This window comes from Megasphaera stantonii (assembly GCF_025567065.1).
Lineage (GTDB): Bacteria > Bacillota > Negativicutes > Veillonellales > Megasphaeraceae > Megasphaera > Megasphaera stantonii.
The window spans coordinates 23,235-48,798 of record NZ_JAOQKD010000005.1; the positions used below are offsets into that span (position 1 = coordinate 23,235).

27 protein-coding genes are annotated in these 25,564 nt (G+C 56.3%); 16 read left to right on the forward strand and 11 right to left on the reverse strand.

The window, feature by feature from the left end:
* The first annotated feature begins 1 nt into the window (after position 1).
* From OCV58_RS04410 to OCV58_RS04425, 4 genes are all read left to right on the forward strand, one after another.
* A complete protein-coding gene (locus OCV58_RS04410) occupies positions 2-1,948 on the forward strand; it encodes a PTS fructose transporter subunit IIABC (protein WP_154877067.1) in 1,947 nt (648 codons plus the stop codon).
* A gap of 97 nt (positions 1,949-2,045) precedes the next feature.
* Positions 2,046-2,303 carry an HPr family phosphocarrier protein gene (locus OCV58_RS04415; RefSeq protein ID WP_087477747.1) on the forward strand — a complete coding sequence of 86 codons (258 nt, stop codon included), beginning with the start codon at positions 2,046-2,048 and terminating at the stop codon, positions 2,301-2,303.
* 27 nt (positions 2,304-2,330) lie between these two features.
* Positions 2,331-3,962 (forward strand): phosphoenolpyruvate--protein phosphotransferase, encoded by a 1,632-nt coding sequence (gene ptsP, locus OCV58_RS04420; RefSeq protein WP_154877068.1) that lies wholly within the window; start codon positions 2,331-2,333, stop codon positions 3,960-3,962.
* A 146-nt stretch (positions 3,963-4,108) separates the two neighbouring features.
* On the forward strand, positions 4,109-4,921 hold the full coding sequence (locus tag OCV58_RS04425; RefSeq protein WP_087477745.1) for a basic amino acid ABC transporter substrate-binding protein: 813 nt from the start codon (positions 4,109-4,111) through the stop codon (positions 4,919-4,921).
* 33 nt (positions 4,922-4,954) lie between these two features.
* Here OCV58_RS04425 and OCV58_RS04430 read toward each other — a convergent pair whose 3' ends face one another.
* The 3 genes from OCV58_RS04430 to OCV58_RS04440 all read right to left on the reverse strand — a co-directional run bounded on the left by OCV58_RS04430 (position 4,955) and on the right by OCV58_RS04440 (position 9,075).
* Positions 4,955-6,277: an MATE family efflux transporter gene (locus tag OCV58_RS04430; RefSeq protein WP_154877069.1), complete on the reverse strand. Its 1,323-nt coding sequence runs from the start codon at positions 6,275-6,277 to the stop codon at positions 4,955-4,957.
* A 185-nt stretch (positions 6,278-6,462) separates the two neighbouring features.
* Positions 6,463-7,935: a sodium:solute symporter family protein gene (locus OCV58_RS04435; protein WP_267312787.1), complete on the reverse strand. Its 1,473-nt coding sequence runs from the start codon at positions 7,933-7,935 to the stop codon at positions 6,463-6,465.
* Between the two features lie 315 nt (positions 7,936-8,250).
* The gene (locus OCV58_RS04440; protein ID WP_154877070.1) at positions 8,251-9,075 is read right to left on the reverse strand and encodes an undecaprenyl-diphosphate phosphatase; all 825 of its coding nucleotides are present in this window, start codon (positions 9,073-9,075) and stop codon (positions 8,251-8,253) included.
* A gap of 613 nt (positions 9,076-9,688) precedes the next feature.
* Here OCV58_RS04440 and OCV58_RS04445 point away from each other — a divergent pair.
* From OCV58_RS04445 to OCV58_RS04480, 8 genes are all read left to right on the forward strand, one after another.
* Positions 9,689-10,651, forward strand: a complete 963-nt coding sequence (locus OCV58_RS04445) for a bile acid:sodium symporter family protein (protein ID WP_154877071.1) — start codon at positions 9,689-9,691, stop codon at positions 10,649-10,651.
* A gap of 15 nt (positions 10,652-10,666) precedes the next feature.
* Positions 10,667-11,524, forward strand: a complete 858-nt coding sequence (panC, locus tag OCV58_RS04450; protein ID WP_154877072.1) for a pantoate--beta-alanine ligase — start codon at positions 10,667-10,669, stop codon at positions 11,522-11,524.
* On the forward strand, positions 11,521-11,904 hold the full coding sequence (gene panD / locus OCV58_RS04455) for an aspartate 1-decarboxylase (protein WP_095629008.1): 384 nt from the start codon (positions 11,521-11,523) through the stop codon (positions 11,902-11,904). The genes panC and panD overlap by 4 nt, the downstream gene beginning before the upstream one ends.
* A gap of 165 nt (positions 11,905-12,069) precedes the next feature.
* Positions 12,070-12,246, forward strand: coding sequence for a hypothetical protein (locus OCV58_RS04460; protein WP_158221356.1), 177 nt, complete (start codon positions 12,070-12,072; stop codon positions 12,244-12,246).
* 212 nt (positions 12,247-12,458) lie between these two features.
* Positions 12,459-12,713: a hypothetical protein gene (locus OCV58_RS04465; protein ID WP_154877073.1), complete on the forward strand. Its 255-nt coding sequence runs from the start codon at positions 12,459-12,461 to the stop codon at positions 12,711-12,713.
* Positions 12,714-12,884: 171 nt separating this feature from the next.
* The gene (locus OCV58_RS04470) at positions 12,885-13,280 is read left to right on the forward strand and encodes a pyridoxamine 5'-phosphate oxidase family protein (protein WP_204967215.1); all 396 of its coding nucleotides are present in this window, start codon (positions 12,885-12,887) and stop codon (positions 13,278-13,280) included.
* 126 nt (positions 13,281-13,406) lie between these two features.
* On the forward strand, positions 13,407-13,607 hold the full coding sequence (locus OCV58_RS04475; protein WP_107196011.1) for a 4Fe-4S binding protein: 201 nt from the start codon (positions 13,407-13,409) through the stop codon (positions 13,605-13,607).
* Positions 13,608-13,664: 57 nt separating this feature from the next.
* The gene (locus tag OCV58_RS04480) at positions 13,665-14,039 is read left to right on the forward strand and encodes a winged helix-turn-helix transcriptional regulator (RefSeq protein ID WP_107196012.1); all 375 of its coding nucleotides are present in this window, start codon (positions 13,665-13,667) and stop codon (positions 14,037-14,039) included.
* A 144-nt stretch (positions 14,040-14,183) separates the two neighbouring features.
* Here OCV58_RS04480 and OCV58_RS04485 read toward each other — a convergent pair whose 3' ends face one another.
* The 3 genes from OCV58_RS04485 to OCV58_RS04495 all read right to left on the reverse strand — a co-directional run bounded on the left by OCV58_RS04485 (position 14,184) and on the right by OCV58_RS04495 (position 16,662).
* Positions 14,184-14,606: a PTH2-like family protein gene (locus OCV58_RS04485; protein WP_154877074.1), complete on the reverse strand. Its 423-nt coding sequence runs from the start codon at positions 14,604-14,606 to the stop codon at positions 14,184-14,186.
* Positions 14,607-14,704: 98 nt separating this feature from the next.
* Positions 14,705-15,553, reverse strand: coding sequence for a helix-turn-helix domain-containing protein (locus tag OCV58_RS04490; protein ID WP_154877075.1), 849 nt, complete (start codon positions 15,551-15,553; stop codon positions 14,705-14,707).
* Between the two features lie 203 nt (positions 15,554-15,756).
* Positions 15,757-16,662, reverse strand: coding sequence for an alpha/beta hydrolase (locus OCV58_RS04495; RefSeq protein WP_154877076.1), 906 nt, complete (start codon positions 16,660-16,662; stop codon positions 15,757-15,759).
* 225 nt (positions 16,663-16,887) lie between these two features.
* Between OCV58_RS04495 and OCV58_RS04500 the strand changes: the two genes are divergently transcribed.
* From OCV58_RS04500 to OCV58_RS04515, 4 genes are read left to right on the forward strand one after another with little or no spacing between them, the layout of a single operon-like run.
* Positions 16,888-17,322: a MerR family transcriptional regulator gene (locus OCV58_RS04500; protein ID WP_154877077.1), complete on the forward strand. Its 435-nt coding sequence runs from the start codon at positions 16,888-16,890 to the stop codon at positions 17,320-17,322.
* A 59-nt stretch (positions 17,323-17,381) separates the two neighbouring features.
* The gene (locus OCV58_RS04505; RefSeq protein WP_154877078.1) at positions 17,382-18,080 is read left to right on the forward strand and encodes a response regulator transcription factor; all 699 of its coding nucleotides are present in this window, start codon (positions 17,382-17,384) and stop codon (positions 18,078-18,080) included.
* A complete protein-coding gene (locus OCV58_RS04510) occupies positions 18,077-19,198 on the forward strand; it encodes a sensor histidine kinase (RefSeq protein WP_154877079.1) in 1,122 nt (373 codons plus the stop codon). The genes OCV58_RS04505 and OCV58_RS04510 overlap by 4 nt, the downstream gene beginning before the upstream one ends.
* A gap of 53 nt (positions 19,199-19,251) precedes the next feature.
* Complete coding sequence (locus OCV58_RS04515) at positions 19,252-19,776, forward strand: GNAT family N-acetyltransferase (RefSeq protein ID WP_154877080.1); 525 nt, start codon at positions 19,252-19,254, stop codon at positions 19,774-19,776.
* A gap of 318 nt (positions 19,777-20,094) precedes the next feature.
* Here the strand turns inward: OCV58_RS04515 and OCV58_RS04520 are convergent, their stop codons facing one another.
* From OCV58_RS04520 to OCV58_RS04540, 5 genes are all read right to left on the reverse strand, one after another.
* A complete protein-coding gene (locus OCV58_RS04520) occupies positions 20,095-22,683 on the reverse strand; it encodes a heavy metal translocating P-type ATPase (protein WP_154877081.1) in 2,589 nt (862 codons plus the stop codon).
* 12 nt (positions 22,684-22,695) lie between these two features.
* Positions 22,696-23,010 carry a metal-sensing transcriptional repressor gene (locus tag OCV58_RS04525; RefSeq protein WP_154877082.1) on the reverse strand — a complete coding sequence of 105 codons (315 nt, stop codon included), beginning with the start codon at positions 23,008-23,010 and terminating at the stop codon, positions 22,696-22,698.
* 208 nt (positions 23,011-23,218) lie between these two features.
* Positions 23,219-23,878 carry a 3-oxoacid CoA-transferase subunit B gene (locus OCV58_RS04530; RefSeq protein ID WP_087478419.1) on the reverse strand — a complete coding sequence of 220 codons (660 nt, stop codon included), beginning with the start codon at positions 23,876-23,878 and terminating at the stop codon, positions 23,219-23,221.
* Positions 23,878-24,621, reverse strand: a complete 744-nt coding sequence (locus OCV58_RS04535; protein WP_087478420.1) for a 3-oxoacid CoA-transferase subunit A — start codon at positions 24,619-24,621, stop codon at positions 23,878-23,880. The genes OCV58_RS04530 and OCV58_RS04535 overlap by 1 nt, the downstream gene beginning before the upstream one ends.
* Positions 24,622-24,662: 41 nt before the next feature.
* On the reverse strand, positions 24,663-25,457 hold the full coding sequence (locus tag OCV58_RS04540) for an enoyl-CoA hydratase/isomerase family protein (protein WP_154877083.1): 795 nt from the start codon (positions 25,455-25,457) through the stop codon (positions 24,663-24,665).
* Between the last annotated feature and the right edge of the window lie 107 nt (positions 25,458-25,564).

Genomic DNA, 25,564 nt, shown 5'->3' on the forward strand with positions numbered 1-25,564 from the left:
CATGCGGATTGTAGATTTATTGAAAAAAGAAAGTATCGACTTACAAGCCGTCGTCGCCGACAAGGGCGCGGCGATCGACCATCTCGTATCCCTGATGGATAAAGGCGGCAACGTGACGGATCTGGAAGGATACCGCAAGGCCGTGCTGGCCCGCGAAGCCGAAGGCAGCACGGGCATCGGCGAAGGCATCGCCATCCCCCACGCCAAGACGGACGCCGTGTCGGCTCCGGGGCTGGCGTCGATGATCGTCCGTTCGGGCGTAGAATATGAAAGCCTGGACGACGAACCGGCCTTCCTGTTCTTCCTCATCGCCGCCCCGGCCGGCGGAGCCAACGTCCACCTGGAAGTGCTGAGCCGCCTGAGCCGTATGCTCATGGACGACGAATTCCGGGAAAAATTGATGAACGCCAAGACGGCCGACGAATACCTGGCCGTTATCGATGAGACGGAAACGGCCCAGCTGGCGGCGGAAGCGGAAGAAGAAGCTGCCGAGGCAGAAGCGGCTCCGGCTGACGAACCGGCCTCCCCCGCTCCGTCGGACCGGCCCTTCGTCATCGGCGTCACGGCCTGCCCGACGGGCATCGCCCACACCTACATGGCGGCGGAAGCTCTGGAAAGCAAGGGAGCTGCTATGGGCGTCGACATTAAAATCGAAACGAACGGTTCCGGCGGCGTCAAAAACCATCTGACTGCCGAGGATATCGAGCGGGCCGTCGGCGTCATCGTCGCCTGCGACAAGGACGTGCCGACGCAGCGCTTTGCCGGCAAGCCCGTCGTCTTTACGAAGGTCGCCAACGGCATCAAGATTCCGGAAGAACTGATCCAGACTGTCCTCGACGGCAAGGCCCCCATTTTCAACGGCGAAAGCTCGTCGTCCGAGGCCGTATCGCTGGATGCGGCGGAAAAGGAAAGCGCCGGCCGTCAAATATATAAGCACCTCATGAACGGCGTATCCCACATGCTGCCCTTTGTCATCGGCGGCGGCATCCTCATCGCCCTGGCCTTCCTCTTCGACATGGAGCACGCCGGCACGGCCCAGTTCGGCACGGGCACGCCTCTGGCGGCCTTCCTGAAAAACATCGGCGGCCTGGCCTTCAGCATGATGATGCCTATCCTGGCCGGCTACATCGCCATGAGCATCGGCGAACGGCCCGCCCTCATGCCGGGCATCGTCGGCGGCTTTTTGGCCACGACAGGCGGCTCGGGCTTTTTCGGGGCCCTCTTTGCCGGGTTCATCGCCGGGTACCTCATCATCCTGCTCAAGAAGGTATTTTCCAACCTGCCCCAGGCCCTGGACGGCACGAAGCCCATCCTGATTTATCCCGTCTTGGGACTCGTCCTCATCGGGGTCATCATGACCTATATCATCAACCCGCCGACGGCCCTGTTCAACACGTGGCTCTTTGACGTCCTGAACAGCATGACTACGACGAGCCGCATCGTCCTCGGCTTTATCCTGGGCGGCATGATGTCCATCGACTTCGGCGGCCCCATCAATAAAGCGGCCTACGTCTTCGGTATGGCCTCCCTCATGAGCGCCTCCGGCGAAGCGATTTCTTCGGGTATCATGGCTTCGGTCATGATCGGCGGCATGGTGCCTCCCATTGCCATTGCCCTGGCTATGCTGCTGTTCAAGCAGAAATTCACGGCGAAGGAACGGCAGTCTACGGTGACGAACTTCATCATGGGATTGTCTTTCATTACGGAAGGGGCTATCCCCTTTGCCGCATCCGACCCGGTGCACATCATTCCGCCCTGCGCCGTCGGCGCGGCCGTCGCCGGGGCCCTGTCCATGCTCTTTCACTGCGCCGTTCCGGCTCCTCACGGCGGCATCTTCGTCTTCGGCGTCGTGACCAATCCGCTCATGTACGTCGCGGCTCTGGCGGCAGGCGTCGTCGTCGCGGCCGTGCTGATGGGAATTGTTCGTAAAAAACAGTCGGCTGATTAATTGCATTCGGCTGTAAAATCAGATACACTTATAGTATGTAATATATTTTCACATAATATAATATTGGGCGCACGCGCCTGCGAAGGAGGAACTACACATGAAAGAATTTACGTTTACTGTCACCGATCCTATGGGTATCCACGCTCGTCCGGCCGGACTCTTGGTCAAGGAAGCCAAAAAATATGAATCGGCTATTACGATGCTCAAAGGCTCCCGCAAGGGCGATTTGAAAAAGATTTTTACCATTATGGCTCTCGGCGTTAAACAGGGCGAAACCGTTACGGTCCAGGTAGAAGGCGCCGACGAAGAAGCAGCCGCCGCGATGGTTGAAACTTTCCTCAAGGAAAACTTCTAATATCTACGACATAAGGGGGATGTATCCATGCTGACGTTAAAAGGGAAAAGCGTCTTTCCCGGCATTACGATCGGGCCGCTGGCGCTGTTCCACCGCAACACGATTTCGACGGCCCAGCGTCCGATTCAGGATGCCGAAGCCGAAGTAGCCCGCTTTCAGGATGCTCGCAAGGTAGCCATTGAACAGCTGAAGGACTTGTATGAAAAAGCCCTGGAAAAAGTAGGCGAAGAACAGGCCGCCGTGTTTGAAGTACACCAGATGATGCTGGACGACGACGATTATATCGACTCTATCGAAGGGCAGATCCGCGATGAAATGCTCAACGCCGAAGCGGCCGTCGACCGGACGGCCCAGCAGTTTGCCGAAATGTTCCGCTCTATGGACGACGCCTACATGCAGGCCCGCGCCGCCGACGTCCTCGACATATCGCGCCGCGTGGAACAGCAGCTGTGCGGCGGACCGGGCGTCGATTTCAGCAAATACGACCACGTCATCATCGCCGCCGACGACCTGGCTCCCAGCGAAACGCTGCAGCTCGACACGGACAAGATCCTGGGCTTCGTGACGTCGGCAGGCAGCACGAATTCCCACACGGCGATTTTGGCCCGTACCCTGGGCATCGCCGCCGTCGTCAGCACGGATACGCCCCTGCATACGGATGTAGACGGCATGATGGCCATTATAGACGGCCTGACCGGCACGGTATACATCAATCCCGATGAAGAAACGCTGCAGGCCATGGAAGCAAAACAGCGCGAAGAAGCGGACCGGAAGCGCCGTCTGGAAGAAGTGCGGGGCGCGGTGTCGGAAACGAAAGACGGCCGCCGCGTCAAGATCTTCGCCAACATCGGCAACCCCGGCAATATTCCCCAGGTCCTCGACAATGACGCCGAAGGCATCGGCTTGTTCCGCAGCGAATTCCTCTATCTGGAAAACAGCGACTATCCGACGGAAGACCAGCAGTTTGAAGCCTATAAGAAGACGGCCGAAGCGCTGGGCGGCAAGACCGTCGTCATCCGTACCCTCGATATCGGCGCGGACAAGCAGGTCGACTACTTCCAGCTGGATAAGGAAGAAAACCCGGCTATGGGCATGCGGGCCATCCGCATCTGCCTGACCCGTCCGGAACTGTTCAAGACGCAGCTGCGGGCCCTGCTGCGGGCTTCGGCCTTCGGCAAAATCGCCGTCATGTTCCCCATGATTATCTCTGCAGACGAAGTGAAGCGGTGCAAGGCTATCCTGGCTGACGTCCGGGCCGAGCTGGACGCCGAAGGCGTCGCCTATGACAAGGATATGGAAGTAGGCATCATGGTAGAAACGCCGGCGGCGGCTATCATGAGCGACGAGCTGGCGAAGGAAGTAGACTTCTTCAGCATCGGCTCCAACGACCTGACGCAGTATACACTGGCGATCGACCGCCAGCAGACGAAGCTGGACGCCTTCTTCGACGCCCACCATCCGGCGGTGCTCCGTCTCATTCAGCAGACCGTCGAAAACGGCCATAAGGCCGGCATCTGGGTCGGCATCTGCGGTGAGCTCGGCGCGGATTTGACGCTGACCGAAGCGTTCCTGCGCATGGGCGTCGACGAATTATCCGTCAGCCCGCCCCTGGTGCTTCCCCTGCGTGAAAAGGTACGCTCCCTTGATTTGAGGAAATAACTTGCAGATAATAAAAAGGTAATTCCCAAGTATGCGATTTGGGAATTACTTTTTTTATGTTATGTATTGCATTTTTACTAATAAATGTTGTATAATTTTGCTTAATTAATTCATATGTATTTGAGATTACTAAGGGGATGAACGATATGAAATTTACAAAATACGTTGTTACAGCCTTGGCCGGCATGATGGCCGCGTCGATGATCGCCGGCTGCGGCGGCCAGGATAAGGCGGCTGCTGAAAAGAAGGAACCGCTCCGCGTCGCTACGAACGCTACCTTTGTGCCCTTCGAGTTTAAGGACGAAGCGAATCCGGAAGATTACAAGGGCTTTGAAATGGATTTGATTAAGGCCGTCGGCAAGGAAATGGGCCGGGAAGTCCAGATCAACAACCTTCCCTTCTCCGGCATTATCCCGGTCATCCAGCAGGGCGATATGGATATTGCCGCCGCCGGCATGACCATGACCCAGGAACGGGCTAAGAACGTCCTCTTCGCCGCTCCCTTCTACGAATCGAAGCTGGTTATCCTCGCTCCCAACGGCAGCGGCATCACGTCTATCGACGACTTGCAGGGCAAGACCGTCGCCGTGCAGATGGGCACGACCGGCGCAGGCTACGCCGAACAGAAGGGTCTGAACATCAAGCAGTTCGACCACAACTCCGAGCTCATCATGGACTTGCAGGTCGGCGGCGCCCAGGCCGGCATCCTGGATAAACCTGTCGCCGATTACTTCCTGGCTCAGGACGGCAAGGGCAAGTACGAAATCATCGACATTCCCGATACAAAATCGGAATACTTAGCCTTCGCCATCAATAAGAACAACACGGAGCTGCAGAAGGAAGTCAACGCGGCCCTGGCGAAGCTGAAGGAAACGGGCGAATTCCAGAAGCTGTATAAGCAATGGTTCAATACGGACGCTCCTGATCTGCCGGCTACGGCTGAAGAAGCGTTAAAATAATATTGTCTGTGCCAACGGGCTGACTCGCATATATTACGGCGAGGCGGCCCGTTTTTTGTGCCATAAGAAGTGCGGGACGTAGCATATCAGCATGACGATCCACTGCAGCCCTTCGGCGTGGGCGATAGCCATGTTGCCGAGATACGGGGCCAGGGCGTAGGATAAGGCGATGCGGGCCAGCAGGGACGCGATGCCGACGATGCTGGAATACAGGACCAGGCCCATCCCCTCTACGGCGCCGCGGAGGGCTGAGGCGATGCCGAAGCACAGGTAGTAGACGGCGATTTGCCGGAAGAATTGGCTGCCGATAAACGCCGCTTCAGCTCCGACGCCGAACATAGCCACCAGCTTGCCGCCGAAGGCCGCCATGATGATCATGAGCAGGAAGGCGATGGCTGCGTTCAGGGCGACGCCGTACCGGCAGAACGATTGGGCTTTGGCTAAATTGCCGGCCCCCTTGCTCTGGGCGACCATCGTCGAGACGGCCGAGCCCAGGTTGATGATGGGAAGAAGCATGATGAGGTCGATGCGGTAAGCCGTCGTAACGGCGGCTACGGTAGCGGAGCCGAAGCCGTTCATAAACTGCTGGAGGGCCATATTACCCAGGGCCATGACGCTGCTCTGGACGGCCGGCGGCAGGGCGAACCGCCATCCCTGGGCGACGATATGGGGCTGGACGAGTTTTTCTTTCAGGGACAGGTGCAGCAGGGGCCGCTTCGTTTCTGCGTACCAGACGATGAAGATGGCCATGGCGATTTGCGATATACTCGTAGCCCAGGCCGCCCCGCTTACGCCCCAGCGGCAGACGGCGACGAAGACGAGGTCGGGGACGACGTTGACGACAGACGACAGGACGATGGCGAAAAAGGGCGTCCTGCTGTCGCCGATGGCCCGCAGCAGGGCCGAGTAGAGATTGTAGACGGCCAGAAAGGGCATGCCGAGCAGGATGACGCGCAGGTATTGCCCCGTAAATTCGGCGATGTCTGCCGGCGTGCGGAGGGCGTCGAGAAGGGCTTCTTCCAAGATACAGCCGGCGGCGGCGCAGAAGGCGCAGGCCGGGACGAGGAGGACGAGAAAGGCCGACAAGATGCGGGGCAGCGTCTCGTACTCTTTTTTGCCGTATTTCTGGGCGGCTAAGATGGACAGGCCCAGGGTAAAGCCCGTCATGGACATAGTAAACAAATTGCTGACAGCCGTCGTCATGCCGACGGCGGCCAGGGCCTCTTCGCCGACGACGTGGCCGACGATATAGGCGTCGGCCCAGCTGTACAGCTGCTGCAGCATCCCGCTCAGGATCAAGGGCAGGCTGAAGACGAGCAGGACGGCGGCAGGATGGTCTTTGGAATACAGGGTCATGGCTTGGACTCCCCCTCTCCTCTGATATAGAAAAACAGCCAGACTTTTCAGCCTGACTGTCGGTAGGTGCTCACCCGTATGCTTACTATATCGTATATTTTTTCACCGGTCAAGATTCTGACGGATCCGGCGATAAAAAAGCAGCCGGGCCGGCAGGCCTGACTGCTTGTATGAGGCGTATGTCGTTAGTTTGCCGTTTTGACCGAGCCCGAAGGGAGCACGCGCTGTACCGGCTCCGGTTCTTCGGCGTATTCTGCCTTGACGGTAGGCAGCGTAATCGGCGTCTTGTCGACGACGCGGACGACGAGGAGCGTGATGATGCAGATGAGCCATTCGAAGTAGATGACGTGCGGCAGCACGCGGACTTCCGGGAACAGCTGCCAGGCTACGAGGCCGATGATGCCGACGAGGGTCGTCCAGAAGGCCGTGTTTTTGCGGCACAGGGACGGGCAGAACATGGTGCACAGGAAGACCAGCGTGAAGGCCGTCGTCAGGCTCAAACCGATGAGCATGACCTTGACGATGCCGACGGCGTTGAAGGCCAGCCACAGCGTGCCTAAGCCGATGATCAGGATGATCAGCCGGTTGGCCTTGACGTAATTGGCCTGGGAAATATCGGGCTTGAAGAAGCGCTTGAAAATATCCTGGGCGACGAGGGTGCCGGCTCCGAGGAGAATCGTGCAGGCCGTCGATACGTCAGCCGCCCAAAGCGCTGCCAGGGTCATGCCCGACGAGAAGGGATCGAGACTCATGATGATCTGCGGCAGGGCCATCGTCGGGTTCAGTTCGGGGAACTGGGCTTTAGCCGCCAGTCCCAGTACGGCGCAGAGGAAGCCGACGGGGAAAATCAGGATGCCGCCTAAGATATAGCCTTTGCGGGCGGCGTTGACGTCTTTGGCGCCGCAGGCGATCTGCACGGGGCCCTGGGCCGTAATGGCCTGGGTCGTCATGACGATGATCCAGCCGATGAGGACGGCGAAGGACAGGCCGCCCATCGGCGTAAACCAGCCGAAATCAGCCTGGGGCAAGGCGGCGTTGATGCCGCTGATGCCGCCGTCGCGGATGAGGATGCGCACCATCGAGTAGATGATGCCGAGGTAAATGACCGTAACGCTCAGAATATTGGACAGTCCCGACGACCAGAGGCCGCCGATGGCCGTAATGCCGATGAAGACGACGGCGCTGGTAATCATGCCGGCGTGCATGGAAAAGATATCGGGCATGAGGGCGTGCAGGATAGACCCGCCGGCGACGTACTGCAGCGACGTAATGCAGATCATGATGAGAGATAAGCCGATGACGCTGATGACCCGGGCCTTTTTATCGTAGCTCCGTTCAAAGAGCTCGGGAATCGTCGTACAATTCAGGGCCCTGTACTTGCCGGCGGCGACGAAGCCCATGATGACGGCGCCGATGGCCCAGGCGGCGTTGTACCAGCCCGCTGCCAGGCCGATGGTCGTGGCGCTTTCAGCTACGCCGACTGTCGACGCGGCGCCGACGGCCATGCCGGTGATGCTGACGGCGACGAGGCCTGTAGAGAAGCGCCGTCCGGCAAACAAGTATTCCGTCGGGTTTTTGCTGGCCCGCCGTTTGACGTAAAATGAAATGGCGAATAATAAGACGATATATAAAATGACAATACACAACTGAATAGACATTTTCCATTCATCCCCTTCAGAAAAGCTGTTTATCGCAACTGTAGTTCCGTACAATGCAACAACAGTAACATAAGATGTTATTATTGTATTCCAAAACGGAGAAAAATACAAGGTAGTTTATTGAAAAAAGAAGAAAATATCCGCAGTTTTCCAATAAATTTTACATAGCCTTTGTCCTTTATCTCAATATTTAATATGTTTTCTAAGAAGTTAAACGTTTGTCTCAAAAGATGCGTTCATACTTGAATAGATAAATCTATTTTTTGGCAAATAAAATCGGGCCCCTGCGGAAACGCCTGCAGGAGCCCGGGCTCGTTACTGGAAGATAAAGAAATATAAGGAGGCTACGGCGGCCAGGATAATCCGGTACCAGCCGAAGACCTTGAAGTCGTTGGTCTTGATGAAGGACATGAGGAAGCGGATGGCCAGGACGGATACGATGAAGGCCACGATCATGCCGGTCAGGAGGACGGCTCCCTCCGTAGCCGTGAAATGGAGGCCGAAGTCCAGCAGCTTGACGGCGCTGGCTCCTATCATAATCGGCACGGCCAGCAGGAAGGTGAATTCCGCCGCGGCAACACGGGATACGCCGATCATAAGGGCGCCGATAATCGTCGAGCCCGAACGGGACGTCCCGGGAAATACGGCGGCGATGAGCTGGAAACAGCCGATCCACAGGGCGGCCTTGTAGGTCAGGTCGGCTGTTGTTTTGATAACCGGCTCTTTTCCCTTGTTCCTGTTTTCCACGACGATAAACAGGACGCCGAACAAGGCCAGCATGACGATGACTACGGGATAGGTAAAAAACAGGGAGTTCAGCTCGTTGCCCCACAGCAGGCCGACGACGCCGGCGGGAATGCTGGCTGCGACGATCTTCGGCCATAAGGCCAGGGCTTCGGCCTTGAGGCGGAAGCCGCCGCGAAGGGAAAAGGGCAGGAGCTTGTCGCCGAACAGGACGAGCACTGCCAATATGGCGCCGAGCTGGACGACGACGAAAAACATTTCCATGAATTTTTCCGACATGTTCATCGTCACGAATTCGTTCAGCAGGATCATATGGCCCGTGCTGCTGATGGGCAGCCATTCCGTAATGCCCTGGACGATGCCGAACAATACGGCTTTTGCGATTTCAATAAGCATATGGAGTCTCCTCTTTTGTGAACTCTGACGGCGGCGAAAACGGCCCGTCCCCTGCCCTGGCAGTGAGAACGGCCCGCGGAATCATCGCGCGCCGGCGTTTAATTTATACGATATATATGCATACAGGTAAGGACTGTTTTGCCGCTGGTAGTGGTAATACATGTCAACTTGCTGCGGCAAATAATAGTTTATTTTAACAGCATGGGGATAATCTTGTCAATTCGTTTTTTTGATAAGACAACACGTATTGTTGTATATGCCGCTGCGGTATGGCCAGTGAAGAGGCGTTGCTCTTTTCGCCTTGGGAAAAGTTTGTGAAATTTTGCTCTTGTTTCTTTCAGCCCGATGTGGTAAGATACGGGCAAGGCAAAAGATGACATCACCTTTGTGAGTTATACTTTTTCGGATCATTATATTTGCGCGATGTACGTGCATCTGCTTGGATCGTAACGGACCGAGACAGAAAGGGTCACTCATCATAATCAGGCGTGCAGGGAATTGCTGCGTTCGTGTCTCTGCGCGCTGGTTGCAGCACTTGTGTATGTGCGCCTTTCGGTCTACGCCGGAAGGCGTTTTTCTTTTGCCCCAACTATTTTATTAGGAGGTTGATACCTTGAAAAAATGTTGCGGCTTTTTAGTGAACAACATGGCTCTCTTCGTCCTTCTCATAGGCGTCGTCGGGGCCGTGCGGCCTCAGACCCTGACCTGGGTCGGCCCCTACGTGGGCTGGCTGCTGGGCGTCGTCATGTTCGGCATGGGCATGACTCTCACCTTTCAGGATTTTAAGCGGGTTCTGCAGCGGCCCTGGGAGGTCCTGCTGGGCGTCGTGGCCCAGTTTCTCATCATGCCCCTGGCGGCCTGGTTTCTGGTCTGGCTCTTCGCCCTGCCGCCGGAGCTGGCTATCGGCGTCGTCTTAGTGGGAACCTGCCCGGGCGGCACGGCGTCCAACGTCATTTCCTACCTGGCTAAGGGCGACGTAGCCTTGTCCGTTTCCATGACCATGGCGACGACCCTGCTGGCGCCGGTCGTTACGCCGACCCTGACCTGGCTCCTGGCCGGCTCGTGGATAGAAGTATCCTTTACGGCCATGATGATTTCCATCGCCCAGATGGTCCTCCTGCCCTTGCTGCTGGGGCTGACGGCGCACCATTTCTTTGAAAGGACTGTAGAAAAGATACTGCCTGTCATGCCCGTCGTATCGGTCGTCACCATCGTCCTGCTAGTCGGCGGCGTCGTGGCCCTGGGGGCTGAAAGCCTGCTGGACGTTGGCCTGCTCATGGCGGCTATCGTCGTGCTGCACAACGCCTTCGGCCTGGTCCTGGGATACGGCATGGCCCGCCTGTTCCGCCTGGATTCCAAAAAGGCCCGCACCGTGTCCATCGAAGTGGGCATGCAGAATTCCGGCATGGCCGCCTCGCTGGCCGTCCTGTACTTTAGCCCGGCCGCGGCCATTCCTGGCGCGATTTTCAGCGTATGGCACAATATTTCCGGCTCCATCGTAGCGAACTACTTCGCCCGTAGGGACGAACGGAAAAACGTAGACGTAAAGAATGTAGAATCAATTCACTTGGCATAAAGGAGCATCTCTATCATGAAAATTTTTACGACAGTATCAGACATGCAGGCCTTTTCGGCTGCCTTAAAAAAAGAAGGAAAATGCATCGGCTTGGTTCCGACGATGGGAGCCTTGCACGAAGGCCACCTGACGCTCATGCGGGCGGCGAAGGAAAAGTGCGATGTTGTCGTCGCCTCGGTCTTCGTCAACCCGACCCAGTTCGGGCCGAACGAAGATTTCGACGCCTATCCGCGCCGCTTTGAAGAAGACTGCCGCAAGCTGGAAAGCGTCGGCGTCGACGCCGTGTTCCATCCCGAACCGGCTGAAATGTATCCTGAAGGGTACTGCACTTACGTCAACGTAGACGGCGACATTACTCATAAGCTGTGCGGTGCTCAGCGTCCCATCCACTTCCGCGGCGTGGCGACGGTCGTCACGAAGCTCATGAATATTACCCGGGCTGACGAAGCCTTTTTCGGCCAGAAAGACGCCCAGCAGGTCGTCGTCGTCCGCCGCTTCGTCGACGATTTGAATATTCCCGTCCACATCAACATGGTGCCCATCGTCCGCGAAGACAGCGGCCTGGCCCGCAGCTCCCGCAACGCCTACCTCTCGCCGGCGGAAAAGGAAGCGGCCCTGGTCCTGTCGCGCAGCCTGAGAAAGGCTAAAGCCGCTTACAACGGCGGCGAAACGAATGCCGAAGCCTTGAAAGCCATCGTCACGAAAGAAATCCAGAGCGAGCCCATGGCCGTCATCGACTACGTAGACCTGTTTTCCTTCCCAGCCCTCCTGCCTGTGGAAACAGTGAATGAACCGTGCCTGCTGGCCATCGCCGTCCGCATCGGCAAGACCCGCTTAATCGACAACATTATTTTAGGAGATGCCGAAAAATGATACTGAATTTACTGAAATCTAAAATCCACTGCGCTACCGTTACGGAAGCCAACCTGCAATACATGGGAAGCATTACCATCGACGAAGCCCTGATGGAAGCGGCCCATATCCTGCCGAACGAACGAGTCCAGGTCGTCGACAACAACAACGGCGCCCGCCTGGAAACGTACGTCATTCCCGGGCCGAAGAACTCCGGCGTCATCTGCCTAAACGGCGCGGCGGCCCGCTGCGTCCAGCCCGGCGACGTGGTCATCATCATGGCCTACGCCTTTATGACCGAGGACGAAGCCCGGTCCTACGTGCCGACTGTCGTCATGGTCGACGGGCAGAATGCCGTCCGCGAAGTGCGCTGCGCAGAACATCACGGCCAGACCCATTAGGACAAGCCCATTGTTTCACGTGAAACAACGCCTCCCTCTTCTGTCTTCACATTTTCTTGACAATTTCTTCATGACTTTTTCATAGGCAAGCAGTATACTATAGATGTACTGAAGGACAGATATACTTTCTTTTACATAACTCACGTATTGCAAGGAGGCGTACCTATGAAACTCTTTTTGGCTAAAAAGCTGCGCGTCGCCCTGGCCGTCATGGCCTTCGCCGGCTGTACGGCGGCCTTTGCCGCCGACGGACAGGCTGCTTTCGTTCAGGTCAGCCCTGACGCCTATTCTTACTGCCACGACGGCTCCGGCCACGGTCATCATCACGGCTGCGGCTGGTAGCGCTGGCGCAGGAGCGTAAAAAGCTTTCTCTCCTTATCCATTGCAGATGAGGAGAGAAAGCTTTTTTTGTCTATTCTTGCCCGCCCTTTCGGATGATGAAAATCTTCATACTTTCTTCATAACTTCTCCATTCTTTGTTCACAGGCCTCTTATATACTGTACTTGTAATCAGGAACACATCATACAATGGATTTCAGCATAGGAGGTATAGTATGAAAACGATCATTATGGCTAAAAAATTCCGGTATATCTTGGCAGTCGTCGCCTTAGTCGGCTGTACGGCAGCCTTTGCCGCCGACGGCACGGCAGATACGGCTCAGACGAATCAGAGCCAGAGCCAGTATACCTGCCCCTATCATCAGGACTGCCCCTACGGCGACGGCCGGGGACGCGGCCAGGGCCGGGGTCATCACCACCACCGCGGCTACTGCCATCAGAACGACGCCCAGACAGTGACTCAGCAATAACGAACAAGCTCCCTTTGGCGATCATACCGCTGGAGGGAGCTTGTTTTTGCTGCCGCTCATAAATTTATGAGTGACTTATAAATTTGCTAATATATTGTTCGCTGCGAGTTAATTTTTTATAATGAGTTCAGACAAAATCAATTAAGAGGCATTGCATGGGAGGTATGCATCATGATGAATGAACAGGTTATAGCGTTATTGAAGTCGGGCATTTGGGATTTGGCTACCTGCGCGGACGGCGAACCGAACGTCGTGCCCGTCGCCTTTAAAGACGTGACGGAAGATGGCAAATTGGTCGTCGGCGACGTATTTTTAGAAACGACGCTGCGCAATATCAAGGCCAACGGCGGCAAAATCGCGATTTCCGTATATGACGGGCAAAGCCTGGAAGGGTATCAGATTAAAGGCGTCGCCGAATACGTGACGGAAGGCCCTGTCGTCGATACGTTTAAGAACATGGTCGAAGCGATGTTCAACGGCGCGGCGACAGCTAAAGGCGCTTTAATTATTTCTACGGAACAGGTTATCGTGACGACGCCCGGCGCAGACAATAAGAAAGTATTATAAACTAAAGGAAAAATAACGGTACGCGGCGATACCTTTAGCTGCATGAGTATGATACGGCGAGCCTGAAGACATGTCTTTGTTTTCGGGCTCCTTTTATAAGGAAGAGCGGCGTAAGGAGAGATGAAGATGTATACGGCGTATATTGACCAAACAGTCTGCGTCGGCTGCGGAGCCTGCATAGGCCTATGTCCCGTCGGGGCAATTCGCATGATGCCGGGATGGATTTGCGCAGTACGGCAGGATGCCTGCATCGGATGCGGCGCGTGCGCCGCCGTGTGCCATAAGAAGGCTGTCCGGCTGCAGGAAAAAGGCTCGTACATTTCATAGATGCTTAACCATAATGAACCGGCATGGTACAATAAAAGAAAAAAGGAAGTGTCGCCTATGTATCAGAAAAAATTACAGCCCGATATCCGCTGCCCCCTGGAATACGGTTTGGACGTATTCGGCGGCAAGTGGAAATCGCGGATCATCTGCGTGCTGGCGGCTATGGAAACGCTGCGGTACGGCGAGCTGCGCAAGGAAATGAGCAATATTACCGACGCCGTGCTGGCTTCGACGTTGAAGGAGCTCATAGCCGATGAGATGGTACTCCGTAAATCCTATGATGAAATTCCGCCCAGAGTCGAATATTCGCTGACAGAGAAAGGCCGGTCCGTCGTCCCTATTTTGCAGAGTATCTGCCATTGGGCCGGCGTCTTTTACAAAGAAGATACGGAGCATAAAATGACGCAATGTCAACGATGCGATTATCTGTAATGCGATGGAAGGCGTTGTGTTTCACGTGAAACATGACGTAGTTTTCCCTGCGACGATACAACGCTCTCCGTCCGCAAATACGACGATGCGGAGGGAGAGCTTTTTATGGCGCAATGAAGGGATACGCTCCTGCCTAGGGGCAGTCTAGCGCAGCAGGGGCATCTGTCCCGTCAATTTGTTTATTTTCTTTTTTGTCCCGCATATGGCGATTCCGAAGTAGTTCAGATCTTCTTCCGCTGCGTCCTTCATCTTTCCTGCGAATTCGTCATAGGTCTTGCAGCCTTGGGCCAAATCGGAAAAGTCAACGACTGTCACGTCGGAAAACTCCGGCCCATACAGCCTTTCGCGGATGGCTTTTATGCTTTCGCCATTGCCCTTCAAGATGGGGACGGGAAATTCAATGATGCCTAAATGTTCGTGTCCTGTTTTGTCGGCCACGTCGGCGCCGACGATTTCCGGCATGGCCTTTCCCAGGGTAATCCCCAGAATTGCCGCTGTATTCGCCATAATCCCCAAGGGCAATCGTTCGTCGAGTATCATGACGCATTTTTCATCGTGTACGTTCATTGCGTTCCACCTCATTTCGCATACTTTTTGGGGGAATCGGCACGGCTGTAAGTCCCGGCAGCCATTGAAACGCAGCCTTGCCAGCTGAAAAGACCCTCCTATGGGGAAGCCTGCCCCTCCCCTCCTGTTCCGCTGCTCTTTAGGAAAATATCCCGATATGCGCCGGGCGTTACGCCGATGAAGCGGGCAAAGTAATTGGTGAAATGGCTTTGGTCGGAAAATCCCGTCTGCAGCGCCGCTTCCATGGGAGACATGCCTTGCTCCAGCAATTTTTTTGCCCTGCCAATGCGGAGGCTTTCCAAATAGCAGTACGGCGCGACGCCCTTTGATTTGGCGAAGGCCCGCAGTAAGGTAGATTTGCTCAAGCCAGCCTCGCGGCATATTTGGTCCAAGGAGATGCGTTCTGCAGCGTGTTCCTCCATAAATGCGCAGGCCCGCTCGATTTCCTCCCGGCATTCGGGAATACATTCTTCAAAGGGTTGTCCGTATCGCTGCATAAGCAGGGACAGCATCAGGAGGAGGCTTTCTTCTTTTCCAAATTCCAGGGACCCGTTTAGGACGAGGTCATGGAGGGGCCGTAAATAGCAGGACACTTCTTCGTCGCAAAGTACGGCCGGCGAAAATCCCGGCAGTGTCCTGTTTCCCGTGATTTCTTCGGCCAAATCCAGCATGACTTCCTTTGGGATGTTCAATCCCCGATAGTCTAAGGCACAGCCGTCGGCCTGAACGCAGGCGTGAGTGTCGCCGGGATTGAACAGCAGGATCTGGCCTGTGCCGATTGTGTATTCCTGATGTCTGCACCATAAGCGGCGCTCCCCTTTTTCTATCAATCCGATGACGTAATAGTCGTGGAAATGATTGGGAAAGGCTTTGGACATTCCTTCAAAGCGATACGCTTCCAGGCGGAGCTCCTCGTCGTAGACCAGGGTTTTTATTTCTTTCCTCATAGATGATTCCCCCTCATCGCTATTGTATCACTTGGCCTTGCCGACGCCTTGTAATATATCGTCAACGTGGAGAATTTCAGGGCCGTTCTCGTATCGCGGCTATGCGCTGCTATGTTTCACGTGAAACATTTTCCCTATAACGAGACCAAGCTCTCTGTCCGTAACGAAGACATGCGGAGAGAGAGCTTTTTGAGATGGGCTGATTAGGTTAAATAGGTGTGGAAAAAGCCGGCCAGCTTGTCGACGGCTTCTGTGACGTACGGTTCTTTGTCGTACAGGTCGAAGTGCTTGGCTCCGCTGATGATGTACAGCTCTTTCGGGTCTTTGGCCAGTTCGTAGGCCTGTTCGCTGAAATAGAGGGTCTGGGCTTTCGAGCCGGCGATGAGCAGCAGCGGCCGCGGCGACATGAATTCGATCATGCCGAAGGGATAGAATTCCAGCTGGCGCAGGGTGCTGACGTAGCGGAAATTGCCTGTGGCTTTTTTATGGCCTCCCCGCCTCGTGTTGTAGTACTCGTAGGCGTCCTGCAGGAATTGGGGCGCGTCGGCTCCCGGCCTTTCCGTCGGCAGGAGTTTCGTAATGCGCGGCGTTTCCCCGCGGGCTTCCTTCGTGCGCTGTTCGCCTATGTCCTGTAAGGTTGCGCGGATGCCGTCGGGCGTCGTCGGCCAGACGTCCTTTAGTCCGGATCGGGCGGCGTCGCCGATGTCGTAGGTCGATATGCCGGCTGCTGCCTTGACGCGGGCGTCTGTCGACGCGGCGGCGATGGTGTATCCGCCGCCGGCGCAGATGCCTAAGGCTCCGATATGGTCAGCGTCGACGTCGGGGCGGTTGCTCAGGTAGTCGATGGCGCAGCGGATATCCTCTACCCGTTCCGACGGATTTTCATAGTAGCGCGGCTCGCCGCCGCTTTCGCCGTAATGGGAGGCGTCATAGGCCAGGGTGATAAAGCCCTTTTCGGACAGTTGTTCGGCGTAGATGCCTGCCGTCTGCTCCTTCACGCCGCCCCAGGGATGGGCGACGCTTATGGCAGGATATTTCTTAGAGTTGTCAAAATCGGCGGGGCGGTAGAGGTTGCCGACCAGGGTAATGTCATTGTTTTTAGACTGCACCTTAACTAACGACTATCGTACAGGGCCCGCCCGGCGAGGACGGCTGCTTTCATCATACGAGATTTCATCATCATGCACTCTCCTTCATCGTACAGTATATAAATTGGCGGAATGTCTTGACGTTTGGTCAGCCTTACTATATCATTAAAGTTAGCTTTAAAGTCAATCTTGTTTTTCAAACATTTTGAGAAATTTTTACGCAGGCTTCTCTAAGGAGGTTTTCCTATGTATACGATTCAGCAGGTGGCGAAGATGACCCATATCCCGGCGACGACGCTGCGCTATTACGATAAGGAAGGACTGCTCCCCTTTTTGGAGCGGCGCGAGTCGGGCTATCGGGCCTTTTCCGACGTCGATTTGGCTATGCTGCAGGTGCTGCAGTGCCTGAAAGCGACGGGCATGTCCATCAGTGAGATGAAGCAGTTTTCCCAATGGGTGCAGGAAGGCGACAGCTCTTTGAAGGAACGGTACGACTTGTTTGTCCGCCGCAAGGAAGCTGTAGAGCGGCAGATTGCCGAGCTGCAGAAATCGCTGGAAGTCATCAATCACAAGTGCGACTACTATCGCCGGGCCGTCGAGGCCGGGACGGAAAAGCACATGATGGGCAAGGACACCCTGCCCTATGCCGACGAATTTCTCCATGGCGGCGACGGAAAATAACGTCGGTGTTTCACGTGAAACATAGTTGATTACATAGAAATATTACGGAGGTGTATCCTATGGTCCCCTACTCTATCCTCATCGTCGACGACGACGAGAAATTGTGTGCCCTGCTGCGCTCCTACTTCGAGCAGGAGCAATGCCTGGTCTATATTGCCAACGACGGCATGACGGCCGTCTCGATGGTACGGCGGCACGAGCCGCAGATTATGGTGCTGGATTTGATGCTGCCCGTCATGGACGGCTTTGAAGTCTGCCGCCGCGTCCGCCAGTTCAGCGACGTCCCCATCATCTTCTTGACGGCCAAGGACGACGAGCTGGACCGCCTCGTGGGGCTGAATATCGGCGCCGACGATTACGTGACGAAGCCCTTCAACGTCAAGGAGCTCATCGCCCGTGTCCACAGCCTGCTGCGCCGGGCCCGGGGCGAAGTCATCCAGAGCTCGTCCCGCTACGCCGTCAGGGATTTGCTCATCGACAGGGACAAGTTCACCGTGTTCCGCAGCGGCGAGCCCATCGTGCTGACGCCGACGGAGTTCAACATCCTCGACGCCCTGGCCTCTTCGCCGGACCGGGTGTTCAGCCGCATGCAGATCATGGAAAAGGCCCAGGGCGGCTACGGCTTTGAAGGCTATGAGCGGACCATCGATACGCACGTCCGCAACCTGCGCAAAAAAATAGAGCCGGAGCCGGCCAAGCCGACGTATATTCTGACCGTATACGGCATCGGCTATAAGTTTTCCGGAGGCGGCCTATGAAACGGACAGACAGCTTAGTATTCCGCCTGACGGCGATGGTCTTCATCCTGCTGGCCGTGACGATTGCCGTCATCCTCTTTTTGGTAAACAGCCAGATGGATACGCATTTCACCCAATACCTGCAGATGGCTCCCCGCCGCGGCATGGGAATGGGCATGGGGCATCACATGATGCGCGGCGCAGCGGAGCTGCAGTACGTCGAGTCCATCCATCGCTCCCTCCTGTGGGTCGGCCTGGGCATGACGGTCATCAGCGTCGGCGTCAGCTACATCGTCGTGCAGAAGCTCGTCCGTCCCCTTCTCTCCCTGACTGAGGCCGTGCGTTCCGTACAGGAAGGGAAATTCGGGCAGACCGTACCTGTAGAACGGATGGACGAAGTGGGCATCCTGGCCAAGACCTTCAACGACATGTCGACGGAGCTGGAGCAAAACGAAACCATGCGCCGCCACCTCTTTGCCAGCGTAGCCCACGAGCTGCGGACGCCCTTGGCGATTATCCAGGGAAACTTGGAAGGCATGATCGACGACGTCATTCCGGCCAACAAAAAGATGTTTTTGTCCATGGAAGACGAAGTCCTGCGGCTGGGGCGATTGGTACAGGATTTGAACGATTTGTCTTTAGCGGAAATCGACAAGCTCGTCCTCCATAAGGAACGGGCCGATATAAACATACTGCTGGAACGGGCCGTCAGCATGCTCCAGCCCCTGTGCGACGAAAAGGAGCTGACCGTCCGGCTGCACCTATGCCCTGAGCTGCCGAATGTCTCCATCGACGTGGACCGGATTAACCAAGTCGTCTACAATATTTTGAACAACGCTATCCGCTATATCAACCGGGGCGATACGATAGCCGTAACTACGGAGCGGGCCGTCAAGGAAGGAAAAGAGTACGTTCTAGTCTCTATTGCCGATACGGGAAATGGCATTTCTCCTGAAGACTTGCCCCATATTTTCCAATATTTCTACCGCGGCGAAAAATCGCGGAGCCGTAAGAGCGGCGGCAGCGGCATCGGGCTGGCCCTGGCGAAGCAGTTCGTCGTCAGCCACGGCGGCCTGCTTGACGTGGAAAGCGAAGTCGGCAAGGGCACGACCTTTTACATGTATCTCCCTTTGGGCTGAAACGGCGGCATGCGGGAACAATAGGCTATGACAATACGGCAGGAGGCAGTTTTATGCTACAGATTCGCAGAGCCGGCACAGCGGAATTTGCGGCAGTGCGGGAGTTTTATTACGCTGTGATCGACGAAATGAAGGCCGCCGAATTTAAACCGGGATGGGAACAGGATGTATACCCGTCGCAGGACTTTCTGCGGGCGTCGCTGGATAGGGGCGAGCTCTACGTCGGCGAAATAGGAGGCCATCTTGTAGCGGCGATGGTCGTCAATCACGAATACAACGAAAGCTATGACGGCGCGCCGTGGTCTGTCGACGCGGCGGACGACGAGCTTCTCGTCGTCCACGCCTTAGGCGTGCGCCCGTCCTTTGCCGGCCAGGGCATAGCCCAGGCGATGACGGAGTACGCCATCCGCTTGGGACGGGAGGCCGGAATGAAGACAATTCGCCTCGATGTGCTGAAGGGTAATATTCCGGCAGAGCGGGCCTATCGAAAGGTTGGATTTGCCTACTGCCGGACGGCCTGTATGTTTTATGAAGATACGGGATGGACCGAATTCGATCTGTTTGAGTATATTCTGTAAGGGCCCTTCTCTTCTGAGAGTGTCGGGCCGTCTGGCCTTCAGCATAAAATCTATTGATATATATAAACAGGGACATACTGTTTCACGTGAAACATATGCCCCTGTTTTGCAGTATATGATTTGAAAGACAATAGCAGCATATTTCTGCATTCAGCGCTCTTGCGATACACTTTGGTTTTGCAGCGTTTCTTCATAAGATGGCAAGGTTTATGGTTATTGCCTGTAGATGCGCAGCGCGTTGGATATGACATATAAAAACGGGACTGGCGATGAAGGATTGCTTTTCTTCATCAGCGGTCCCGTTTTGCTTGCTGCGTCTTATTTTACCAGTTCGTATCCGGCGTCGGTAATGACCTTGGCGAATTCGTCCGTCGTAATGTCCTTCGTCGCCGTGACGTCGGCCGTCTTGCCTTCCAGGTTGACGGTTACGTCCGTTACGCCGTCCATGGCGGCTAAGGCGTCGTGAACGTGTTTCTGGCAGTGCTGGCACATCATGCCTTCGATGTGTAATGTTGTTTTCATAGCAGGTTCTCCTTCCTTCTGTTCAGATATAGGTGTATTTGGAGTTTCCCGTGGTGTTTCACGTGAAACAGTTCCAGCGGAATGGTTGGGCTTAAAAAAGCGCAGGCGCAGGGCGTTTAGGACGACGCAGACGCTGCTCAGGCTCATAGCTGCCGCCCCGATCATGGGATTCAGCTTGAGGCCGTAGGCCGGGTAAAACAGGCCGGCTGCCAACGGAATGGCGATGACGTTGTAGAAGAAGGCCCAGAACAGGTTTTCTTTGATGTTTTTGATGACGGCCTTGCTGAGGCGGACGGCGCTGACGGCGTCGAGGAGGTCGCTGCGCATGAGGACGGCGTCGGCGCTTTCGATGGCGACGTCGGTCCCTGCGCCGATGGCGATGCCTACGTCGGCTTTGGCCAAGGCCGGCGCGTCGTTGACGCCGTCGCCGATCATAGCGACGGTGCGCCCCTGGGCCTGCAGCTCGGCGATGTGCCGTTCCTTATCCTGCGGCAGGACGCCGGCGATGACCTTGGGAATGCCCAGGCGCTTGCGGATGGCTTCGGCCGTGCGGGCGTTGTCGCCAGTCAGCATGACCACGTCGATGCCCATAGCGGCAAAGCGGGAAATGGCTTCGGCACTGGTGGCTTTTTCCATGTCGGCGACGGCGATGATGCCGATGACGCCGCTGTTGTCGGCGAAGATGAGGGGCGTCTTGCCCTGATCGGCTAAGGCGTCGAGACGGCCTGTATATCTGCCGATGGCGATGCCCTGCTCTGCCATGAGGGCGGCGTTGCCGGCGTAATAGGTCTTCCCATCGGCGGAGGCGATGACGCCCTTTCCAAAGACGGCCTGGAAATCAGATACGGCCTTCGGCGCGATGCCCCTTTCTTTTCCGCAGGCTACGATGGCTTCGGCCAGGGGATGCTCGCTCCCCTGCTCCATGCCGGCGGCCAGGGCGAGTAGCTCTGTTTCGCTGCAGGTCAGGGCCTGCATATCGGTGACGCGGGGCTTACCTTCCGAAATGGTGCCGGTCTTGTCCATGACGACGGTATCGACGGCGTGGGCCCGTTCCAGGGCTTCGCCGGACTTGATGAGGATGCCGTTTTCCGCACCCTTCCCCGTGCCGACCATGATGGCGACAGGCGTTGCCAGCCCTAAGGCGCAGGGGCAGGAAATGACCAAGATGGAAATGCCGATGGAAAAGGCGAATTCCAAATCGGCTCCCATGGCGAAATACCATAGGGCCGTAGCGGCGACGGCCAATGTGATGACAGCCGGGACGAAGATACCGGCGACGGCGTCGGCGATTTTTGCAATAGGCGCTTTGCTGGCGCTGGCTTCGTCGACGAGGCGGATAATCTGGCTGATCGTCGTATCGTCGCCGACCCGCTGGGCTGTGACGTGAATATAGCCCGACGTATTGATCGTCGCCGACGTGACCTTGTCGCCGACCTGTTTTTCGACGGGAATGCTTTCGCCCGTAATGGCCGATTCGTCAATGCTCGTCGTGCCCTGAGACACGATGCCGTCGGCAGGAATGCGCTCTCCCGGGCGGACGACGATTTCATCGCCTACGGCTAAGTCTTCGACGGGGATGACCGTTTCGATGCCGCCGCGCAGGACCGTCGCTTCCTTAGGCGCTAATTTCATGAGCTTTTCAATGGCTGCGCTGGTCTTGCCCTTAGCCCTCGTTTCCAGATACTTGCCTACGGTGATGAGGGTGACGATCATGCCGGCCGACTCGAAGTACAGGTTGGCGCTATAGGTCTGTACCAAGGCCCAGTCGCCGTGGCCCGTGCCCCAGCCCATGCGGAAGATGGCGAAGGCCCCGAAGGCCGCCGAGGCCATGGAGCCCATGCCGACGAGGCTGTCCATGTTGGGCGCGCCGCGAAGCAGGTTGGAAAAGCCGTTGATGTAGTACTTGCGGTTCAAATACATGATCGGCAGGATGAGCAGGAACTGTGCGAAGGCGAAGGAAATGGCATTTTCCGGGCCGTCGAATACTGCTGATATAGCTGACGGGACGGGAATTCCCAGATGAGAGGCCAGCATATGATGCATGGCGATGTAGACTGTAGGAATGAGAAAGACGATGGACCACAGGAGGCGCCGCTTCATCTGCCTGACTTCCTGCTCGGCCGTATTGGCCGGACTTGCCTGCGGCGAAGCGCTCTTTGTTCCGGCTTGCCCGCCGGCCAGGGACGCGCCGTATCCGGCCTTGACGACGGCGTCTATAATCGCCTGGCTCGTAAGGATCGTTTCGTCGTAATCGACCTGCATGCTGTTGGTCAGCAAATTGACGCTGGCCTTTTCTATGCCCTCCAGCTTGGAGACGGCTTTTTCGACGCGGGACGAGCAGGCCGAGCAGGACATGCCCGTTACCTGATATGTTTCATGCTTCATGCAATCACTCCCTTACTTCATCAATTTTTGCAGGGTACAGACGAGCTCATCGACGACGTCGTCCTTCCCCTCGCGGATATCGTGGACGACACAGCTCTTGATGTGCTGGCCGAGGAGCTCCTTGTTGAAGGAATTCAGGGCCGACTGGATGGCCGTGACCTGCATCAGGATATCGATGCAATAGCGGTCCGTCTCCACCATGCGCTTGATGCCCCGTACCTGCCCTTCAATCCGGTTTAACCGGGAAATCAGTCGTTTATATTCCTTCTCGTCGCGGTGCTTCAGCTTCACGCCTCCGCAGCAGCTCGTATCGTTCGTTGAATCCATGCGTATCCCTCCTGATATATGCGCAGAGATAGTATACCCCATACCGGTATATAATCATAATATACCCAGTAAGGGTATATGTCAAGATGCCGAAGAGAGATTGGACGGACGTATGGAAGGAGCTGAGAAATAAAAAACGGTATGGGACGACAGCTGCTATAAGCGCTGCCGTTCCATACCGTTTTGTCGTTTTATACGTTATATACTGTTATTCCATGACGCCGATTTCGTCGGGGACGATGAAATCCGCTTCGGTGCAGGCCTTGATGTCGTCTACGGTGTAGCCTGCGGCCAGTTCCCGCAGGACTAAGCCTTCCGGCGTGACTTCAAAGTAGCACCGTTCGGTGACGATGTCGGTGACGCATTTCGCGCCCGTCAGGGGCAGGGTGCATTTTTTCAGGATCTTCGATTTGCCGCTCTTTTCGCAGTGGTCCGTCGCTACGATGATCTTCTTGACGCCAGCGCACAGATCCATGGCGCCGCCCATGCCGGGGACGAGCTTGCCCGGGATAGTCCAGTTGGCCAGGTTGCCTTCCTGGTCGACCTGCAGGGTGCCCAGTACGGTAGCGTCGATGTGTCCGCCGCGGATGAAGGCGAAGGACATTTCATGGTCGTATACGCTGCCGCCGGTGATGATGGAGGCCGGCTGGCCGCCTGCGTCGATGACGTCGATGTCGACGCTGTCCCAGGGCGGCGTCGCGCCGCTGCCGACGGTGCCGATTTCCGCTTCCAGCCAGAGGTTGACGCCTTCAGGCAGATAGTTGACGCACAAGAGAGGAACGCCGATGCCCAGATTGACAAAGTCGCCGTTTTTGAAGAATTTAGCGCACCGCGATGCGATGAGCGCCCGTCCAGTTAATGCCGCCATTATTTTCCGCCTCCTTCCGCAGCCTTAGCCTTTGCTTCGGCCTTGGCCTTCGCCCGCTGCCACATGGGGCACATCGGCCGTTTTTCGCCGGTCCGCACGTATACCATGTCGACGATGGGTGCCGGCACGTCGATTTCTTCAGGACCCAATTCGCCGACTTCAACCAGCTCTTCGACTTCGGCGATGACGAAATCCGCCGCCAGGGCGATGGTGCTGTTCGTCGCCCGCGAGTTCAGGCGGAAGGAAATGTTGCCGGCCTTGTCGGCCTTCGTCGCCTTGACCAGGGCGACGTCAGCCCGCAGGGGCAGCTCCAGGAGATAGTCCTTGCCGTTGATGGTCAATACCTGCTTGCCTTCAGCCACTTCCGTGCCGAGGCCCGTCGGGGTCAGGCAGCCGCCGAGGCCTGCGCCGCCGCAGCGGATGCGTTCGGCCCAGGTGCCCTGGGGGCTGAATTCGACGTCCAGCTCGCCGGCCAGCATCTGGTCCTTCGCTACGGGATTCAGGCCGATATGGGTCGTAATAATGCTCTTGACCCGTTTGGCTACGATCAGCTTGCCGACGCCTTGGTCGGGCATGCCGGCTGAAACGGCGATGGCGTGGATGTCCGTAACGCCCTTTTCCAGCATGCCGTCGATGATTTCATCGGCGGCGAATTCGCCGTGCCAGTCGCCGAACATAATCGTCTGGCCGTCGTGAATCTTGCTCAGCGCTTCTTCTTTGGTCACTACTTTGTTTGCAAACACAAAATGACCTCCTTTCCTCCTATAACACTGCGTCTATGCGCTTATTTCCCTTGGAATATGGCTTTGCGTTTTTCCATAAAGGCCTTGCAGCCTTCCTGGAAGTCCATGGACGCCGAGCATTCGCGCTGCGTCGGCACTTCCGTTTCGTCAAGCCACTTCTTGTAGTCGACATACATGGCGTCGTATATCTGCTTTTTGATGTTCTTGTACGACAGGAGCGGCCCTGCGGCGATCTTCTTGGCAAAGGCCATGGTCACGCTGTCCAGCTCTTCCACCGTCGTGACCTTATAGGCCAGGCCCAGGGCTTTGGCTTCTTCCGCGCCGACGGGGCGGCCCGTAGCGGCCAGTTCCATCGTGCGGTTCGGGCCGATGAGGCGGGTCAGGAGATACGTCGCGCCCGTGTCGGGGACGAGGCCCAGGTTGACGAAGGCCAGGATGAATTTCGCGTTGTCGGCGCAAATCATGAAGTCGCCGCCGATGGCCAGGCTGACGCCGGCTCCGGCTGCCGCGCCGCTGACTGAGGTGATGACGATTTTGCTCATTTTCTTCAGCCCGTCGGCGACATTGCCTACCTTGCTGATCAGTCCGTCCATGTTGACTTCGCCGCCGGCCTGGATGAGTTTGTAGAAATAGCCGATGTCGCCGCCGGCGGAGAAGGCCTTTTCCGCCCCTTTAATGACCAGGACGCGCACGTCCGGGTCGTGTTCCGCCTTGTCGACGACGTACATGAGCTCGTCGGCCATCTGCTCGTCAATGGCGTTGAGGTTCTTCATGTAATTCATCGTAACGACGGCGATGCCGTCTTCTACCGTGTAAATCAACTTCTGCAATTCCATGCCAGTTCCTCCTTTACAGGTCTTCTCTATCACCAAAACTGCCTTGGGCAGCCTTTAGTCGGGGGAATATAAAAATTAACCGTTTATACGAAGGGCGGGCCATGCTC

Excerpts from the sequence above, each read along its gene's own strand:
- OCV58_RS04410 (WP_154877067.1), top strand. The coding sequence starts at position 2 with ATGCGGATTGTAGATTTATTGAAAAAAGAAAGTATCGACTTACAAGCC.
- OCV58_RS04415 (WP_087477747.1), top strand. The coding sequence starts at position 2,046 with ATGAAAGAATTTACGTTTACTGTCACCGATCCTATGGGTATCCACGCT.
- ptsP (WP_154877068.1), top strand. The coding sequence starts at position 2,331 with ATGCTGACGTTAAAAGGGAAAAGCGTCTTTCCCGGCATTACGATCGGG.
- OCV58_RS04425 (WP_087477745.1), top strand. The coding sequence starts at position 4,109 with ATGAAATTTACAAAATACGTTGTTACAGCCTTGGCCGGCATGATGGCC.
- OCV58_RS04430 (WP_154877069.1), bottom strand. The coding sequence starts at position 6,277 with ATGACCCTGTATTCCAAAGACCATCCTGCCGCCGTCCTGCTCGTCTTC.
- OCV58_RS04435 (WP_267312787.1), bottom strand. The coding sequence starts at position 7,935 with ATGTCTATTCAGTTGTGTATTGTCATTTTATATATCGTCTTATTATTC.
- OCV58_RS04440 (WP_154877070.1), bottom strand. The coding sequence starts at position 9,075 with ATGCTTATTGAAATCGCAAAAGCCGTATTGTTCGGCATCGTCCAGGGC.
- panC (WP_154877072.1), top strand. The coding sequence starts at position 10,667 with ATGAAAATTTTTACGACAGTATCAGACATGCAGGCCTTTTCGGCTGCC.
- panD (WP_095629008.1), top strand. The coding sequence starts at position 11,521 with ATGATACTGAATTTACTGAAATCTAAAATCCACTGCGCTACCGTTACG.
- OCV58_RS04460 (WP_158221356.1), top strand. The coding sequence starts at position 12,070 with ATGAAACTCTTTTTGGCTAAAAAGCTGCGCGTCGCCCTGGCCGTCATG.
- OCV58_RS04465 (WP_154877073.1), top strand. The coding sequence starts at position 12,459 with ATGAAAACGATCATTATGGCTAAAAAATTCCGGTATATCTTGGCAGTC.
- OCV58_RS04470 (WP_204967215.1), top strand. The coding sequence starts at position 12,885 with ATGATGAATGAACAGGTTATAGCGTTATTGAAGTCGGGCATTTGGGAT.
- OCV58_RS04475 (WP_107196011.1), top strand. The coding sequence starts at position 13,407 with ATGTATACGGCGTATATTGACCAAACAGTCTGCGTCGGCTGCGGAGCC.
- OCV58_RS04480 (WP_107196012.1), top strand. The coding sequence starts at position 13,665 with ATGTATCAGAAAAAATTACAGCCCGATATCCGCTGCCCCCTGGAATAC.
- OCV58_RS04485 (WP_154877074.1), bottom strand. The coding sequence starts at position 14,606 with ATGAACGTACACGATGAAAAATGCGTCATGATACTCGACGAACGATTG.
- OCV58_RS04490 (WP_154877075.1), bottom strand. The coding sequence starts at position 15,553 with ATGAGGAAAGAAATAAAAACCCTGGTCTACGACGAGGAGCTCCGCCTG.
- OCV58_RS04500 (WP_154877077.1), top strand. The coding sequence starts at position 16,888 with ATGTATACGATTCAGCAGGTGGCGAAGATGACCCATATCCCGGCGACG.
- OCV58_RS04505 (WP_154877078.1), top strand. The coding sequence starts at position 17,382 with ATGGTCCCCTACTCTATCCTCATCGTCGACGACGACGAGAAATTGTGT.
- OCV58_RS04510 (WP_154877079.1), top strand. The coding sequence starts at position 18,077 with ATGAAACGGACAGACAGCTTAGTATTCCGCCTGACGGCGATGGTCTTC.
- OCV58_RS04515 (WP_154877080.1), top strand. The coding sequence starts at position 19,252 with ATGCTACAGATTCGCAGAGCCGGCACAGCGGAATTTGCGGCAGTGCGG.
- OCV58_RS04520 (WP_154877081.1), bottom strand. The coding sequence starts at position 22,683 with ATGAAGCATGAAACATATCAGGTAACGGGCATGTCCTGCTCGGCCTGC.
- OCV58_RS04525 (WP_154877082.1), bottom strand. The coding sequence starts at position 23,010 with ATGGATTCAACGAACGATACGAGCTGCTGCGGAGGCGTGAAGCTGAAG.
- OCV58_RS04530 (WP_087478419.1), bottom strand. The coding sequence starts at position 23,878 with ATGGCGGCATTAACTGGACGGGCGCTCATCGCATCGCGGTGCGCTAAA.
- OCV58_RS04540 (WP_154877083.1), bottom strand. The coding sequence starts at position 25,457 with ATGGAATTGCAGAAGTTGATTTACACGGTAGAAGACGGCATCGCCGTC.